The sequence below is a fragment of the Acinetobacter sp. 1207_04 genome (genome assembly GCF_052850415.1).
The window spans coordinates 16,646-32,666 of record NZ_VXCQ01000004.1; the positions used below are offsets into that span (position 1 = coordinate 16,646).

A 16,021-nucleotide genomic window follows, 5' to 3' on the forward strand; every position below is an offset into this window, starting at 1 on the left:
TCGAATAATTTTAAAAACATTGAACTGATTTAAAAACCAACACTTAAAGTATAAGCAAACTGAATCTGTGGCTTAGTTTCAAAAACAATATCATCACCATTTTTCGACTCATCTCCCACACCAATACCTACACTAAATGTACTGATTCGTTCTTTACTCAATAATACATAGGAAAGATCAACGCCACCACCAACCTGTGTATCATCACGGTTTGCATTGACTTTCTTACTCTTCAAATGCCCAGCATAAACACCAAGATAATAGCCGTTTAAATCTGTACCTGTCAGTACTACAGGCATGCGAAAACCAAATTGTGTACCCACTTCATGGTCACCATTGATAAACGCACCCACTTTGGCATACCCAATACCATACGGGTTGACCCATTCGCCATTCAAATGGGCAAGTTTCATGGTCATGCCTGCACCCGCATTCCAAGTAGAATACCCTTCAGACTTTAATTTAGGTTCAGGTAAGTAATCCTTAAACTCCGCATGTGTCAAACTTCCTACTGTCATTAACATGAGTAAGGGAACGATTTTTTTCATTATTTTCTCCATAGTCCCTATTTTTCCGGGCAAATCTAATCTAATTATCCTTAATTTTTTGACTTTAACAGAATTATTGCTTTGCTCATATACTGATGAGGGGAAAATTACTGTCTACAAGGTCAAATTAAGCTATAGTCAGCCAAGTCATCAATTGTATTTTTTTCAATTTTTAACGTTTAATCTATACATTCTAGGGTAAAATATTGCGCCTTGCCTATCCCCCATCAATCCGTTTTAAATAAGCCGACCACGTATGAAGCAGCAGTTTCCACTTAAAAATGTTCAGCAAGAAAAGCGTATTTTCCGCAGTCGAGTTTTTGTCTCTATTGGAATTGTGAGTTTTTTCTTGTTGCTGCTTGTGGCACGTTATGCATATCTTCAGGTTTTCCATCATCAAGAATTTACTGAAGCCTCAGATAAAAATCGAATTCGTTTGCAACCGACTGCCCCTGCGCGAGGTTATATTTATGACCGTAATGGGATTTTACTTGCAGACAATTATCCTGTATTTACCGCAACACTCAGTAAAGCAGATATTGAGGACATGGATGATACCGTAAAGCGTTTAACGCCTATTATCAATTTGACCGAAGATGATATCGATGGTTTTAATAGCCGTGTAAAAGCATCACGTAAAACTGAACGTGTCACGCTAAAACTCAATTTGACTGAACAAGATATTGCTCGTTTTAGTGAGGTAAAGTTTCAATTTCCAGGGGTAGAAATTGAAACTCAAATGACACGTTATTATCCACATGGTGAATTATTTGCCCATGTCATTGGATATGTCGGTCGTATCAACGATAAAGAATTAAAAAGTATTGATAAAGACAGTTACGCAGGTACAAATCTGATTGGTAAAATTGGCGTAGAAAAATCTTATGAAGATCTACTACATGGTTTTCCAGGGTATGAATCCATTGAAGCCGATGCACACGGTAATATCTTACGTCATCTCGGACGTAAAGAATCTACTCGTGGCAATGACTTATATCTTTCCCTTGATTACGGTCTACAGTCGATTGCGTCAGAACAACTCGCAGGACGTCGTGGTGCAATTGTTGCAATTGACCCACGTACAGGTGAAATTTTAGCCTTAGTTTCAAGTCCAAGTTTTAACCCAAATCTTTTTGTGACGGGTATTGGGCATGCAGACTATAGCGCTTTACGTGACAATCTAGATCAGCCTTTATATAACCGTGCTGTTCAAGGCTCTTACCCACCGGGTTCAACCATTAAACCAATGGAAGCCTTGGGCGGTATTCATTATAAAACTGTAGATTGGAATACCGCAATTTCAGATCCAGGTTATTTCCATTTACCAGGTGATTCACACAAGTTCCGTGACTGGAAAAAAACTGGGCATGGTAGTGTCAACATGCACAAATCTATTGTGATCTCCTGTGATACTTACTTCTATATTCTTGCTTATCAGCTTGGTATCGATCGTATGAATGATTGGATGCGTCAGTTTGGCTTTGGTGCTAAAACAGGCGTAGATTTACCGAGTGAAAGTGAAGGCTTATATCCGAGCCAAGAATGGAAAATGCGTACTCGTAAAACCAAGTGGCTCAAAGGTGAAACGATTTCAGTCAGTATTGGTCAAGGTGCATTTACTGCAACACCACTTCAGCTGGCAATGGCAACAGCTATTACAGCCAATCATGGTGCACATGTTACACCACATGTATTACGTGCAACCAAAGGCGCAAAAGAACACAAAATTATTAATGCGCCTACAGGGAAAATTAACTTTAGTGGCACAGATGCTGACTGGGTAAAAATGCGTGATGCAATGGTCGATGTGATTCAATCTGGTACTGGACGTGGTATTCGTACACCTATGTACCAAATTGCAGGAAAGACAGGAACAGCACAGGTTAAAAGTATTGCGCAAGGTAAACGCTATAATGAATCATTACTGACTGAACGTCAGCTCGATCACGGTCTTTTTGTTGGTTTTGCACCTGCGGAGAACCCTGAAATCGCAATTTCTGTCATTTGGGAAAATGGTAAACATGGTGGCTCAGCCGCACAACTTGCCCGCCCTATCTTTGATTATTGGTTATTAACTCGTAAGAAAAATCCACTCTTACCACAGAATCATCAAATCAGTGGCGGTCTAATGACTGCGGGAATTAAACCCGGTGAATTAGCAAGTGATGAAACAAATACATCAACCAATCCAAATACAGTAAATAGGTCTAAACCGGCTCAAAGTACAACACAAAATACTGTACAACAGCCCTCTCAAAATACAAACCATACAGCAAATCAAGCGGATATAACTGAATAGTGAAAAATCAATTACGCATTATTGGTGGTGAATGGAAGCGTCGTATGCTTCCTTTTGCGAGTGTTGACGGATTACGTCCTACCCCTGACAGAGTTCGTGAAACACTGTTCAATTGGTTAATGTGGGATATTCAAAATGCACAAGTACTCGACTTATGTACCGGTTCAGGTGCTTTAAGTTTTGAAGCTTTATCGCGTGGTGCAGCGCACGTCACAATGATTGAACCCAATTCAAATCAAGCCCAATTTTTAAAAGACAATATTCGTCTACTCAAAGCAGAAAACTGCCAACTCAAAGTGATGACTGCACAACAAGCATTAGTTGGGTTAAATACTCAGTTTGATGTAGTCTTTCTTGACCCGCCCTATGGTTTAAATTTATGGCAAGAGCTTGCTGAAAAGGCTGATCCTCTCATTAAAAATGAGGCTTATATTTATGTTGAAGCAGATTGTTATTTATCAAAATTAGTTTTACCGAGCAATTGGGTTCTTATGAAAGAAACCAAAGCAGGTGCAGTCCGTGCAGGGCTTTATCAAAAACAAGCTTAAAATAAGCGTATATTTACCCAATAAAATACACATCTTAAATGAGCATAAAAAAAGGAGTCCAATAAGGTCTCCTTTTTTTAATCTTGGCTTAGCTTAAGCAAGACCTTTCTCTTTTAACACTTGAAGCATCGTTGAGCCCAATTCTGCAGGACTACGTGTATATGCCATACCTGCTTTTTCAAATGCAGCAAATTTTTCGTCGGCAGTACCTTTACCACCTGAGATAATTGCACCCGCATGTCCCATACGCTTACCTTTCGGCGCAGTCACACCTGCAATATAACCAATCACAGGCTTCGTCACATCTGATTGAATATACTCTGCCGCTTCTTCTTCTGCAGTACCACCAATTTCACCAATCATAATGATTGCTTCTGTTTGTGGGTCTTCTTGGAACAATTTCAAACAATCAATTTGATTCATACCTGGAATTGGATCACCACCAATACCAATACACGTTGACTGACCTAAACCCAGTTTTGTTGTTTGTGCAACAGCTTCATAAGTTAATGTACCAGAACGTGAAATAATCCCAATTTTACCAGGTTGATGAATATGACCTGGCATAATACCAATTTTACATTCACCTGGTGTAATCACACCTGGACAATTTGGTCCCACTAGACGCACACCGTTACCGTAAGTTTCAAGGTAACGTTTTGCTTTTAGCATATCAATTGTGGGTACACCTTCAGTAATCACAACAATTAAACCCACACCAGAATCTACAGCTTCCACAATTGAATCCAATACAAATGGTGCTGGTACATAGATCACCGAAGCTTCTGCTTGTGTCTCACGTACAGCTTCTTTCATGGTATTAAATACAGGTAAACCAATATGATTTTGACCACCTTTACCTGGTGTTACTCCTCCCACAACCTTTGTACCATAAGCTAAAGCTTGTTCAGAATGAAAAGTACCATTTTTACCTGTAAAGCCTTGTACCAATACTTTTGTGTTTTTATTAATTAATACGCTCATGATTGATACCCCTTAAGCTTTTACCGCAGCAACGATTTTTTCTGCAGCATCCGATAGACCACTCGCAGAAGTTAATTTCAAACCTGATTCATCAAGGATTTTTGCACCTAGCTCAGCATTATTCCCTTCCAAGCGAACAACAACAGGTACAGTTACATTGACTTCCTGAATCGCTGCAATAATTGCCTCAGCAATCATGTCACAACGTACAATTCCACCAAAAATATTAATCAATACACCTTTTACAGACGTATCAGACAAAATAATTTTAAATGCTTCAATCACACGCTCTTTGGTTGCACCACCACCGACATCAAGAAAGTTTGCAGGCTGACCACCGTACAATTTAATAATATCCATGGTTGCCATTGCAAGACCAGCACCATTAACCATACAACCAATATTACCTTCTAGTGCAACATAGTTCAGATCAAATTCAGAGGCTTTCAATTCACGCTCATTTTCCTGTGACTTATCACGCATTGCTGCGATTTCAGGTAAACGATACAGAGCATTAGAATCAATACCAACTTTTGCATCGACACAAAGAATGTCGCCATTTTCACGTACAGACAATGGATTAATTTCAAATAATGCAAAATCATTTTCAATAAATGCTTTATATGCACCTGACATGATTGTCACAAATTGAGCAATTTGTTTGTCTTTTAAGCCCAATTGGAATGCTACATCACGTGCTTGAAAAGGAAGTAAACCAACTAATGGATCAACTTCAACTTTAATAATTTTTTCAGGAGTTTCTTCGGCAACTTTTTCGATTTCCACGCCACCTTCAGTTGATGCCATAAAGGTCACACGACGGCTAGAACGATCTACCACAGCCCCTAAATACAACTCACGTTCTACGGGATAAACATCTTCACAGACCAAAATACTATTTACAGGCTGCCCATTAACATCTGTTTGATACGTCACTAAACGCGTACCCAATAGATTTTTTGCATATTCAGCGGCTTCATCGGCAGATTTTACAACTTTTACACCACCAGCCTTACCACGACCACCCGCATGTACTTGCGCTTTCATCACCGCAAATTTGCCACCAATTTGGTTGAATGCAGAAGCAGCTTCTTCAGGTGTTTTAATCAAAATACCTTCTTGAACAGGCATACCATATTTTTTTAACAGCGCTTTGGCTTGATACTCATGTAAATTCATTTTTTACCTTTTACTACTTTTCACGTTGTTATTACTCATCACTCATTGGTCTTCCATCACACCAAATCACGACAATTATTAAAATTAGTTCTTATACTTTTAGATGATTGTTCAAATAATTACAACCATCATTATAAAAAAGAGCGGCCTAAACCGCTCTCTTTTTATCTTATTTACGCTTACGCTGAATAGCGTGAATTGCACGACCATCAACAGCTAGAGCCGCTTCGTGAACCACTTCAGAATACGTCGGATGACCAAATGTCATTAATTGTAAGTCTTCTACAGAAGATACAAACTCAAGTGCGATCATTCCTTGGTGAACGATATCAGAAGCACCAGGACCAATCACATGCATACCTAAAAGACGGTCAGTCTGTTCATCTGCAACGAATTTTACAAAACCTGCAGATTCACCAGCAGCTAAAGCACGACCATTCACCGCAAATGGGAATTGACCTGTTTTAACAGTATGACCTTTTTCTTTTGCTTGCTCTTCTGTCAAACCAACCCAAGCCGCTTCAGGATGTGTATAGATCACTGAAATGATTGTGTCATAGTTTACTTGCGCAGCATGACCGTGAATACGCTCAACTGCCATTACGCCTTCTTCCATTGCTTTATGCGCAAGCATTGGACCACGTACCAAATCACCAATCGCATAAACACCTTCAACAGATGTTAAGCATTGATCATTCACATCAACTAAGCCACGTTCAGTCAATTTAATGCCAGAATCTGCTGCCAATAAACCTTCTGCATAAGCTTTACGACCTACACAAACAATCAATTTATCGAAAGTTTGAGTTTTGTCTTCGCCTGCATGGTTAAATTGAACAGTCACTTCACGACCGTTAATTTCAGTACCTGCAACTTTTGCATTCAAACGAATATCAAGACCTTGTTTAGTCAAGATTTTTTGATATTCTTTTGCAAGTGCTTTGTCAGCCATTGGTAAGAATGAATCTGTTGCTTCAAATACAACAACTTCAGAACCAAGACGACGCCATACCGAACCAAGTTCAAGACCAATTACACCTGCACCAATCACACCAAGGCGTTTAGGTACTTCAAGGAACTCTAAAGCACCCGTAGAATCAACTATTAAATCTTCATCAACTGAAGCTACAGGAATATTTACAGGAATCGAACCTGATGCAAGAATTACATACTTAGGTTCTAGAACTTGTACAGCACCTTCATCAAGTGGAGTGAATTCTACTTTTTTACCTGCAAGTAATTTACCCGTACCTTGTAGCCACTCAATCCCATTACCTTTAAGTAATTGAGCAACACCACCAGTCAATTGATCTACAACTTTATCTTTACGTGCAATGATTTTTGCAAGATCAAACTTCACTTCACCTGTTGTAATACCATGATCATCAAGGTGATGAACTGTATCTTCATAACGGTGAGAAGAATCAAGCAATGCTTTAGACGGAATACAACCCACGTTTAAGCATGTACCACCTAAAGATGGCTTACCTTTATGTACACGTTTTTCAATACACGCAACTTTAAAACCAAGCTGAGCCGCACGAATGGCTGCTTCATAACCACCTGGTCCACCACCAATTACAACTAAATCAAATTGAGACATTTGTATCTCCAAACAATCCCCCTTAAATCCCCCTTTGATAAAGGGGGCAGATTCCCCTCTTTGATAAAGAGGGGTTAGGGGAGATTTATGCTGAATAAATTAAAGATCAAGGATAAGACGAGCAGGCTCTTCTAACAATTCTTTGATTGCTACAAGGAAACCTACAGCTTCTTTACCATCGATTAAACGGTGATCATAAGACAATGCCAAGTACATCATTGGCAAAATTTCAACTTGACCATTTACAGCCATTGGACGTTCTTGGATTTTATGCATACCCAAAATCGCAGTTTGTGGCGTGTTTAAAATAGGTGTTGAAAGCAATGAACCGAAAGTACCACCATTAGTGATGGTGAATGTACCACCAGTCATATCTTCGATGCCTAACTTACCGTCACGCGCTTTAGCAGCATATGCACGGATACCGTTTTCAACTTCAGCATAGTTCATGCGATCAGTATCACGAAGTACAGGAACAACCAAGCCACGCTCAGAAGAAACAGCCACACCGATGTCATAGAAACCGTGATAAACGATATCTTCACCATCAATTGAAGCGTTTACAGCTGGGTAACGCTTAAGTGCTTCAGTTGCAGCTTTAACGAAGAATGACATGAAGCCAAGACGCGCACCATGACGCTTCTCAAATGCATCTTTAAACTGCGCACGCATGTCCATGATAGGTTTCATGTTCACTTCGTTGAACGTTGTCAACATTGCTGTGTTTTGCGTAGCAGCAAGAAGACGTTCAGCAACACGTTTACGAAGACGAGTCATAGGAACACGTTTTTCGATACGTTCGCCTACAGCAACACTTAATGGTGTTGTAGCAACAGCTGCTGGTTTAGTTTGATGATTTGCAACGTCTTCTTTCGTGATACGACCACCACGACCAGTACCATCAACATCAGATGCAGCAATACCTGTTTCAGACAATGCTTTACGTACAGCAGGTGCTTGATCAGCAACTTGAGTACGCTCAACCACAGGTGCAGCACCCGCCTCTGTTACAGCAGCAGCTTGTTCAACTTGCGCTTCAGATTGAACTGCTTCAGTTGCAGCTGCGCCAGAAACAGCACCTTCTTCAAATTGAGCAATCACTTCGCTTGATAAAACAGTATCGCCTTCATTTTTAATAATGACAGAGATTGTACCGTCAGCAGGAGCAACAACTTCCAAAACAACTTTATCTGTTTCGATATCGCAGATCACTTCGTCACGTGCAACAGCTTCACCCGGTTGTTTGTGCCAAGTTGCAATTGTTCCGTCAGCAACTGATTCTGGAAATACCGGTGCTTTAATTTCGGTTGCCATTATTTAGATTCTCCTGATTGATCAGCTACGATCGCTAATGCGTCTTGTACCAGCTGAGCTTGTTGTTTTGCATGCAAGTAAGGTGAGCCACATGCAGGTGCAGCAGAAGCTTCACGACCTGCATAGCTAATTTTAATATGTTGACCAGAAGCCATTACGCCTTCATATAAACGAGGAGCAATGAATAACCATGCGCCTTGATTCTTCGGCTCTTCTTGACACCATACCAACTCTTTGATGTTTGGATAAGATTCAAGAACTTCCGCAAGACGTTGTTCTGGGTACGGGTACAATTGTTCAACACGTACAATTGCAATGTTAAGATTTTGCTCACGACGTTTTTCAAGTAAATCGTAATAAACCTTACCACCACAAAGTACAAGACGAGTTACGTCTGCTTTATTGATTTGATCCACTTCATCAATCACAGTTTGGAATGTACCATTTGCAAGTTCATCTAAAGTTGATGTCGCAAGCTTGTGACGAAGCAATGACTTCGGTGAAGTCACGATCATTGGTTTACGAATTGGACGAAGTGCTTGACGACGCATTGCATGATAAATCTGTGCAGGTGTAGTCGGCGTGATCACTTGCATGTTTTCTTCAGCACACAACTGAAGGAAACGCTCAAGACGTGCAGATGAATGCTCTGGACCTTGACCTTCAAAACCATGTGGAAGAAGAAGTGTTAAACCACACACACGTTCCCACTTCGTTTCACCTGATGAAATGAACTGATCGATCACAACCTGTGCACAGTTTGCAAAGTCACCGAACTGAGCTTCCCAAATTACCAAGCTTTTTGGCAATGTAGTCGCATAACCATATTCAAATGCCAATACTGCCATTTCTGACAACAAGGAGTCATAAATTGCAGTACGTGGTTGGTTTTCTTTCAAGTTACATAATGGAATATAAACTGAACCATCTGCTTGGTTATGAAGTTTCGCATGACGGTGTGAGAATGTACCACGACCTACGTCTTCACCTGTTAAACGAACCAAGTAACCATCATCAAGAATTGATGCATAAGCTAAAACTTCTGCAGCACCCCAGTTTAATGGCATTTCGCCTGTCTGCATTTTCAGACGGTCATCAATTACTTTAGAAACCTGACGTTGCATCACGAAGCCTTCAGGCAACTCACGCATTTTACGACCAAGTTCTTTTAAGCGTTCGATTGGGAATGTTGTATCCCATTTGTCTGTATATTCATGACCCAAATATGGTGTCCAATCGACAAACATTTTTTCGTTTGGTTCAAGAACAAGTGCATTGGCAACATGACGACCTGCTTCAAGGTCTTCACGGTATTGCTCAACCATTGCATCAGCAGCAGCACGATCAAGTACATTTTGCTGAACCAATTGGTCTGCATATAATGTACGTGTAGTCGCTTTTTTACTGATGACTTGATACATCATTGGCTGTGTTGCAGCAGGTTCATCAGCTTCGTTGTGACCACGACGACGGTAGCAGAACATGTCAATCACAACGTCTTTACGGAATGTATGACGGAAATCATGTGCAAGTTGAGCAACAAACAATACAGATTCAGGATCATCGCCATTCACATGGAAAATTGGCGCCTGAATCATTTTTGCAATGTCAGTACAGTATTCTGTAGAGCGTGCATCACGTGGATCAGATGTTGTAAAACCAACTTGGTTGTTCACAACAATATGAACTGTACCACCGACTGTGTAACCACGAGTCTGTGACATCTGGAATGTTTCTTGGTTTACGCCTTGACCTGCAAATGCTGCATCACCATGAACGATGACTGGCAATACGTCATCACCACCAATATCTTTACGACGTACTTGACGTGCGCGTACCGAACCTTCTACAACAGGTCCAACGATTTCAAGATGCGATGGATTAAATGCCAATGCCAAGTGAACTTCGCCACCTGGAGTCATCACGTTAGATGAGAAACCTTGATGGTACTTAACGTCACCAGAACCTTTTTTATGAATTGATTTACCTTCAAATTCACCAAAAAGATCTGCTGGGTTTTTACCCATAATATTAACAAGAAGGTTTAGACGACCACGGTGTGGCATCCCAATCACAACTTCTTTACAACCTACAGAACCTGCACGTTGAATTAGTTCATTCACCATAGGAATGAAAGATTCACCACCTTCCACACCAAAGCGTTTTGCACCAACGTATTTATTACCAAGGAATTTTTCAAGACCTTCAGCAGCAGTCAAACGTTCAAGTACATGCTTTTTCTGATCTGCTGAAAAACCAAATTGACCACGTGCACTTTCTAAGCGCTGCTGAATCCAACGTTTTTCTTTAGTATCAACAATATGCATATACTCAACACCAACAGAAGCACAATATGTTGCCTCCATTGCGTTAACCATTTCACCTAAAGTTGCTTCAGCTTTACCAATCGCAAGATTACCTGCATTAAATACAGTATCAAGATCAGATTTAGTTAAACCGTGTGTTGCAAGATCAAGATCAGGTACATCTTCACGTTTCGCAAGACCTAATGGATCAAGTTTTGCTTTTTGATGCCCACGGTTACGATAAGCCGCAATAAGTTGCAAAACACCAATCTGACGACGTTCATGTTCAGTACTGACTTCGCTCTGAACAACAGGTTGAACACGATTTGAATTTCGACCTAATAATAAGAACTGTTCACGGATATTTCCGTGAGGCTGATCACCTTTTGGAAATTTATCAAAGTATTCTCTCCAGTCATCACCAACAGATGTTGGAGAAGCTAGATATTGTTCGTAAAGCTCTTCAATATACGCTGCACTATCAGCTGAAAGTTCAGTGTCAAGACGCAATGCGTCAGCAACTTCTTGCATTTGTGGACCCATTTTCCTATTGCAAAAACATTACAGGATGCTCTTTTTAAGCACACCCATGATTGATCATGCCAAATTGGTAAATTGACATTCACCCTTTTTGATTTCAATCATCAAAAAGAATTTTATGCATTGAAACTTTTCAATGCATTCAATGAATCATAACGCCTTCATTGGCATCATCACTCATTTTCCATACTCGATTAAATCGAGCAATTTTTTTTGCAAATCGGCTTAGAAAAATAAAATCGTCGATTTAACTTTTCTAAAACAACTATAAAACTATTTATAAACGCTTCAAATGACTTTATGTGTTGATAAAATGTACATTTTTCCCGTTCGATTTTGATAAATAGAGCAATTTGTTAAATGCTAACATGAACTCCATGTTGAATTGATTTTTTTGACACATACCACCTATAACACAGCGAAATACATGTACCAAAATATAGTTTAGCATATGACGTCATTTCTTCAACTTTCAAGTCTGATCTTGAAAAAACCAATAAAATTACATATAAAAAAAGGGCGCACACCTTTTCGGCGTGCGCCCCTTCTCAGATATTAACCTGCTTGATCAAGCAACATGCTACGGATGTGACCGATCGCTTTTGTTGGGTTTAGACCTTTAGGGCAAACTGATACACAGTTCATAATACCTTTACAACGGAACAACGAGAACGGGTCGTCAAGACGAGATAAACGATCTTGAGTTGCTGTATCACGTGAATCGATAATAAAACGGTATGCATTTAACAATGCAGATGGACCTAAGAATTTATCAGGATTCCACCAGAATGATGGACATGATGTTGAACAACATGCACAAAGAATACACTCATACAAACCATCTAAATGCTCACGATCTTCTGGAGACTGTAAACGCTCTTTAGGTGGCGCAGGTTGATTATTGATTAGGAATGGTTGAATTTTGTCATACTGATCGTAGAACTGATTCATATCCACAACTAAATCCTTAACCACTGGCAAACCTGGAAGTGGACGAATCACGATTTTTTCTGGTAAATCGTTTAAGTTCACTAAACAAGCAAGACCATTTTTACCGTTAATATTTACACCATCAGAACCACAGATTCCTTCACGGCATGAACGACGGAAAGTCAAAGATTCGTCTTCCACTTTTAAAGCAAGAAGTGCATCAAGCAACATACGGTGCTTATCAGTCAATTCAAGTTTAAAAGTTTGCATGTACGGTGCTTTATCCTTATCAGGATCATAGCGGTAGATTTCGAATGTACGTGTACCTCTACTCATCTTATTTCTCCCAATTAGAATGTACGTGGTTTAGGTGGAATTGGATCAACTTTTAATGGCTTATAGCGTACAGGCTTGTACTCTAAATGATTATCAGAAGAGAACCACAATGTATGCTTCATCCACTCATCATCACGGCGACCATATGGATAATCTGCATGATCTGGAGACAATTCGTAATCTACAACCGTATGTGCACCACGACATTCTTTACGAGCAGCAGCTGAAATCAACGTTGCTTTCGCCACTTCGTAAATATTTTCAACTTCTAATGCTTCAATACGTGCAGTATTGAATACTTTAGATTTGTCTTTTAAGTGAATGTTACGTACACGCGGTTCGATCGCAAGAATTTGCTTCACACCCTCGTCAAGTAATGCTTGAGTACGGAATACACCTGCATGATCTTGAACGATATCACGAATTGCATCAGCAACTTCTTGTGCATTTTCACCTGAAGTAGAGTCATCAAGATGAGCAATACGTTTCATAGTGTTCTCAAGAACAGTTGTTGGCAGTGGTGTGTATTCATCACCGTGGTGTTTAGTCACGTAATCGATGATGTGTTCACCAGCAGCTTTACCAAATACAACCAAATCAAGGAGTGAGTTTGTACCTAAACGGTTTGCACCATGTACAGATACACAAGAACATTCACCAATTGCATAGAAACCTTTTACAGGTTTAACGAAGTTACGTTCGCCACCATTGTGTGAATACACGCCTGTTTCTTTATTGTAATTTGCATCAAATGCTTGAGTTTCAGCACCTTCAGGAAGCACAACCTGACCATGAATATTCGTTGGAATACCACCCATTTGATAATGGATTGTTGGTACCACAGGAATAGCCACTTTCGTAATATCTACGTTTGCGAATTTCTTACCAATCTCAAATACAGATGGAAGACGTTTCATAATCGTATCAGCACCCAAGTGAGTCATATCAAGTAAGATATAATCACCTTTAGGACCACAACCACGACCTTCTTTGATTTCTTGGTCCATTGAACGAGATACGAAGTCACGTGGTGCCAAATCTTTTAACGTAGGTGCATAGCGTTCCATAAACGGTTCGCCATCTTTGTTACGAAGGATTGCGCCTTCGCCACGACAGCCTTCTGTCAACAATACGCCTGAACCTGCCACACCTGTTGGGTGGAACTGCCAGAATTCCATATCTTGTAATGGAATACCTGCACGAGCGGCCATACCAAGACCATCACCCGTATTGATATACGCATTGGTTGATGCACGGTAAACACGACCCGCGCCACCAGTTGCAAACAATGTTGCTTTACCTTGGAATACTGCAATTTTACCCGTTTCTTGGTCGATTGCCGTTACGCCAAGCACATCGCCTGCCTCGTTACGAATAAGATCAAGAGCGATCCATTCTACGAAGAATTGTGTACCCATTTTCACGTTGCTTTGATAAAGCGTATGAAGAAGTGCGTGACCTGTACGGTCAGCAGCAGCACATGCACGCGGAACTGGCTTTTCACCATAGTTAGCAGCATGACCACCGAAAGGACGCTGATAAATTGTACCATCAGCATTACGGTCAAATGGCATACCCATGTGTTCAAGTTCATAAACAACTTGAGGTGCTTCACGCGTCATGAACTCGATCGCGTCTTGGTCGCCTAACCAATCTGAACCTTTAACCGTGTCATAGAAATGGTAGTGCCAATTATCTTCTTGCATATTACCAAGAGATGCACCAATACCACCCTGTGCTGCCACAGTATGAGAACGTGTTGGGAATACTTTAGTCAGTACAGCAACTTTCAAACCAGCTTGAGCAAGTTGGTAAGAAGCACGCATACCCGAACCACCACCACCTACGATGACTGCATCGAAAGTTTCATGTGGAATATTTGTGTAATCTTCTTTAGGGGTTATAGCGCCCATGATTATTTCCTATCAATTCGCCCAAAAAATCTGGATCGCCCAAATTGCATATGCAAATACAGCAAGAATCACTGCTGTAGTAAGTACAAGGCGTAAGCCTGATGCTGAAGGACCCATTGAACGAGTCGTTACATAATCAGTGAATACTTGCCACATACCAATCCAAGCATGCGCAACAAGAGATAAGACTGACAATAAAGATAAAATCTTCATTGGCGTCGTCATCATAAAGCCATGCCACTGTTCATAGCCGAAACCACTATTGCATAGGACCCAACCTAAAATCACAACAGTATAAACAGCAAGTACAACAGCACTTACGCGCTGGATATACCAGTCACGAGAGCCTGAACCCGTTAAACCTGTAGCACTTTTCATTAGAGAACAATCCATACAAATGATGCGATAACAGCGATCACAGCCAAGATTAATGCGATAGTAGCTGCCAAGCGACCGCTCTCTAGTTCTTCTGCAAAACCAAGATCAGCAAACAAGTGTTTAATACCCATAATGAAATGGAATAGTAAACCGGCTACAAACACCCATACGATGAAACGCACAATGAAGCCACCAAAGATTGCCTGAACTTGCGCAAAACCTTCTGGAGAAGACAAAGACTTGTCTAATAGCCACAAAAGTACCGGTACGAGTAAAAATACGATAACACCTGAAAGACGGTGTAGAATTGATGCAATAGCCACAGGGGATTTTAAGTTTACGTCTAAAACTTGACCCATGGACAAATTGACAGGTCTGTTGCTTTTCACAGCGGGCATCCTGTAAGTAAAAACTCCATCCGGAGTTTGTTGGAATTAATTCGAAGGAAAGCTAGCATATTGTCAGACAAATGATCTTGCCTGAACTTTTAAACGACACTGAATTATAAGACTTGAATTATCAAAATACAAACAATGCTCTTTAGCATTTCAGTGAAAAAATCATCAAATAAGAATCATTTACAAAATTCGACTCTTTCAAACATTATAATCATATTCTTAACACAACTCTATTTATTTGTTTTTTATTAATTTATATCAAATTACACGAAATAAAATAATCAATTTAATATTTGAAATAATATGCATTAAATTTAGACTAAAGCACAACATAACGGACATCATTGTCCATCAATATTTTAAATATTAATATTGCTTATCAATATAGCTTCTACTGCTTAAAACAAATGCAACTATTTTCTTTAACTATATAGCACCATTATTTTATTTTAAAATAACGAATATCAATTTTACATTATTTAACTTTAGTCTTTATTTTAGAATGAAACACTTAGCAAAAATTATTGATCTAATTCACAACTAAATTTGTAATATCAAGTACTTTATTTATACTAAGGACTCTCTTTCTTGCGCACCTATTGTTTTATTTTTAATCAATATTCTAATTATTATTGCTATTTTTTAATCAAATAGGCATTAAAATGAAAACAAATATTTCAATATCTTGGATGATTATTTTTCATTCTGTTGTCATTACATAATATTGGTAAGCAATGAAATATAT

At 39.7% G+C, this 16,021-nt stretch carries 12 protein-coding genes; 2 read left to right on the forward strand and 10 right to left on the reverse strand.

The features are described 5' to 3' along the window. Positions 1 to 29: 29 nt before the first annotated feature. Positions 30 to 548 (reverse strand): hypothetical protein, encoded by a 519-nt coding sequence (locus FW754_RS04570; protein WP_419348197.1) that lies wholly within the window; start codon positions 546 to 548, stop codon positions 30 to 32. A 256-nt stretch (positions 549 to 804) separates the two neighbouring features. Here FW754_RS04570 and mrdA point away from each other — a divergent pair, with 256 nt between their 5' ends. Both mrdA and rsmD read left to right on the forward strand, forming a co-directional pair. Then, positions 805 to 2,847, forward strand: a complete 2,043-nt coding sequence (mrdA, locus tag FW754_RS04575; RefSeq protein WP_409512100.1) for a penicillin-binding protein 2 — start codon at positions 805 to 807, stop codon at positions 2,845 to 2,847. Further along, positions 2,847 to 3,395: a 16S rRNA (guanine(966)-N(2))-methyltransferase RsmD gene (gene rsmD / locus FW754_RS04580; RefSeq protein WP_409512099.1), complete on the forward strand. Its 549-nt coding sequence runs from the start codon at positions 2,847 to 2,849 to the stop codon at positions 3,393 to 3,395. The genes mrdA and rsmD overlap by 1 nt, the downstream gene beginning before the upstream one ends. A gap of 93 nt (positions 3,396 to 3,488) precedes the next feature. On the opposite strand, the gene sucD is transcribed toward rsmD, so the two are convergent. From sucD to sdhC, 9 genes are all read right to left on the reverse strand, one after another. After that, positions 3,489 to 4,379, reverse strand: coding sequence for a succinate--CoA ligase subunit alpha (gene sucD, locus FW754_RS04585; protein WP_446323998.1), 891 nt, complete (start codon positions 4,377 to 4,379; stop codon positions 3,489 to 3,491). A 12-nt stretch (positions 4,380 to 4,391) separates the two neighbouring features. After that, on the reverse strand, positions 4,392 to 5,558 hold the full coding sequence (sucC, locus tag FW754_RS04590; protein ID WP_446323999.1) for an ADP-forming succinate--CoA ligase subunit beta: 1,167 nt from the start codon (positions 5,556 to 5,558) through the stop codon (positions 4,392 to 4,394). A gap of 169 nt (positions 5,559 to 5,727) precedes the next feature. Further along, entirely contained in the window at positions 5,728 to 7,161 is a 1,434-nt protein-coding gene (gene lpdA, locus FW754_RS04595; RefSeq protein ID WP_409512096.1) for a dihydrolipoyl dehydrogenase, read from the reverse strand. Between the two features lie 99 nt (positions 7,162 to 7,260). After that, on the reverse strand, positions 7,261 to 8,475 hold the full coding sequence (gene odhB / locus FW754_RS04600; protein WP_446324000.1) for a 2-oxoglutarate dehydrogenase complex dihydrolipoyllysine-residue succinyltransferase: 1,215 nt from the start codon (positions 8,473 to 8,475) through the stop codon (positions 7,261 to 7,263). Continuing rightward, positions 8,475 to 11,312, reverse strand: a complete 2,838-nt coding sequence (locus FW754_RS04605) for a 2-oxoglutarate dehydrogenase E1 component (protein ID WP_409512094.1) — start codon at positions 11,310 to 11,312, stop codon at positions 8,475 to 8,477. Before FW754_RS04605 ends, odhB begins: the two co-directional genes overlap by 1 nt. 564 nt (positions 11,313 to 11,876) lie before the next feature. Then, entirely contained in the window at positions 11,877 to 12,587 is a 711-nt protein-coding gene (locus tag FW754_RS04610) for a succinate dehydrogenase iron-sulfur subunit (protein WP_409512093.1), read from the reverse strand. A gap of 14 nt (positions 12,588 to 12,601) precedes the next feature. Continuing rightward, a complete protein-coding gene (gene sdhA / locus FW754_RS04615; RefSeq protein ID WP_409512092.1) occupies positions 12,602 to 14,500 on the reverse strand; it encodes a succinate dehydrogenase flavoprotein subunit in 1,899 nt (632 codons plus the stop codon). Positions 14,501 to 14,512: 12 nt separating this feature from the next. Next, a complete protein-coding gene (gene sdhD / locus FW754_RS04620; protein WP_409512091.1) occupies positions 14,513 to 14,878 on the reverse strand; it encodes a succinate dehydrogenase, hydrophobic membrane anchor protein in 366 nt (121 codons plus the stop codon). Beyond that, on the reverse strand, positions 14,878 to 15,267 hold the full coding sequence (gene sdhC, locus FW754_RS04625) for a succinate dehydrogenase, cytochrome b556 subunit (RefSeq protein WP_409512090.1): 390 nt from the start codon (positions 15,265 to 15,267) through the stop codon (positions 14,878 to 14,880). The genes sdhD and sdhC overlap by 1 nt, the downstream gene beginning before the upstream one ends. Positions 15,268 to 16,021: the final 754 nt, after the last annotated feature.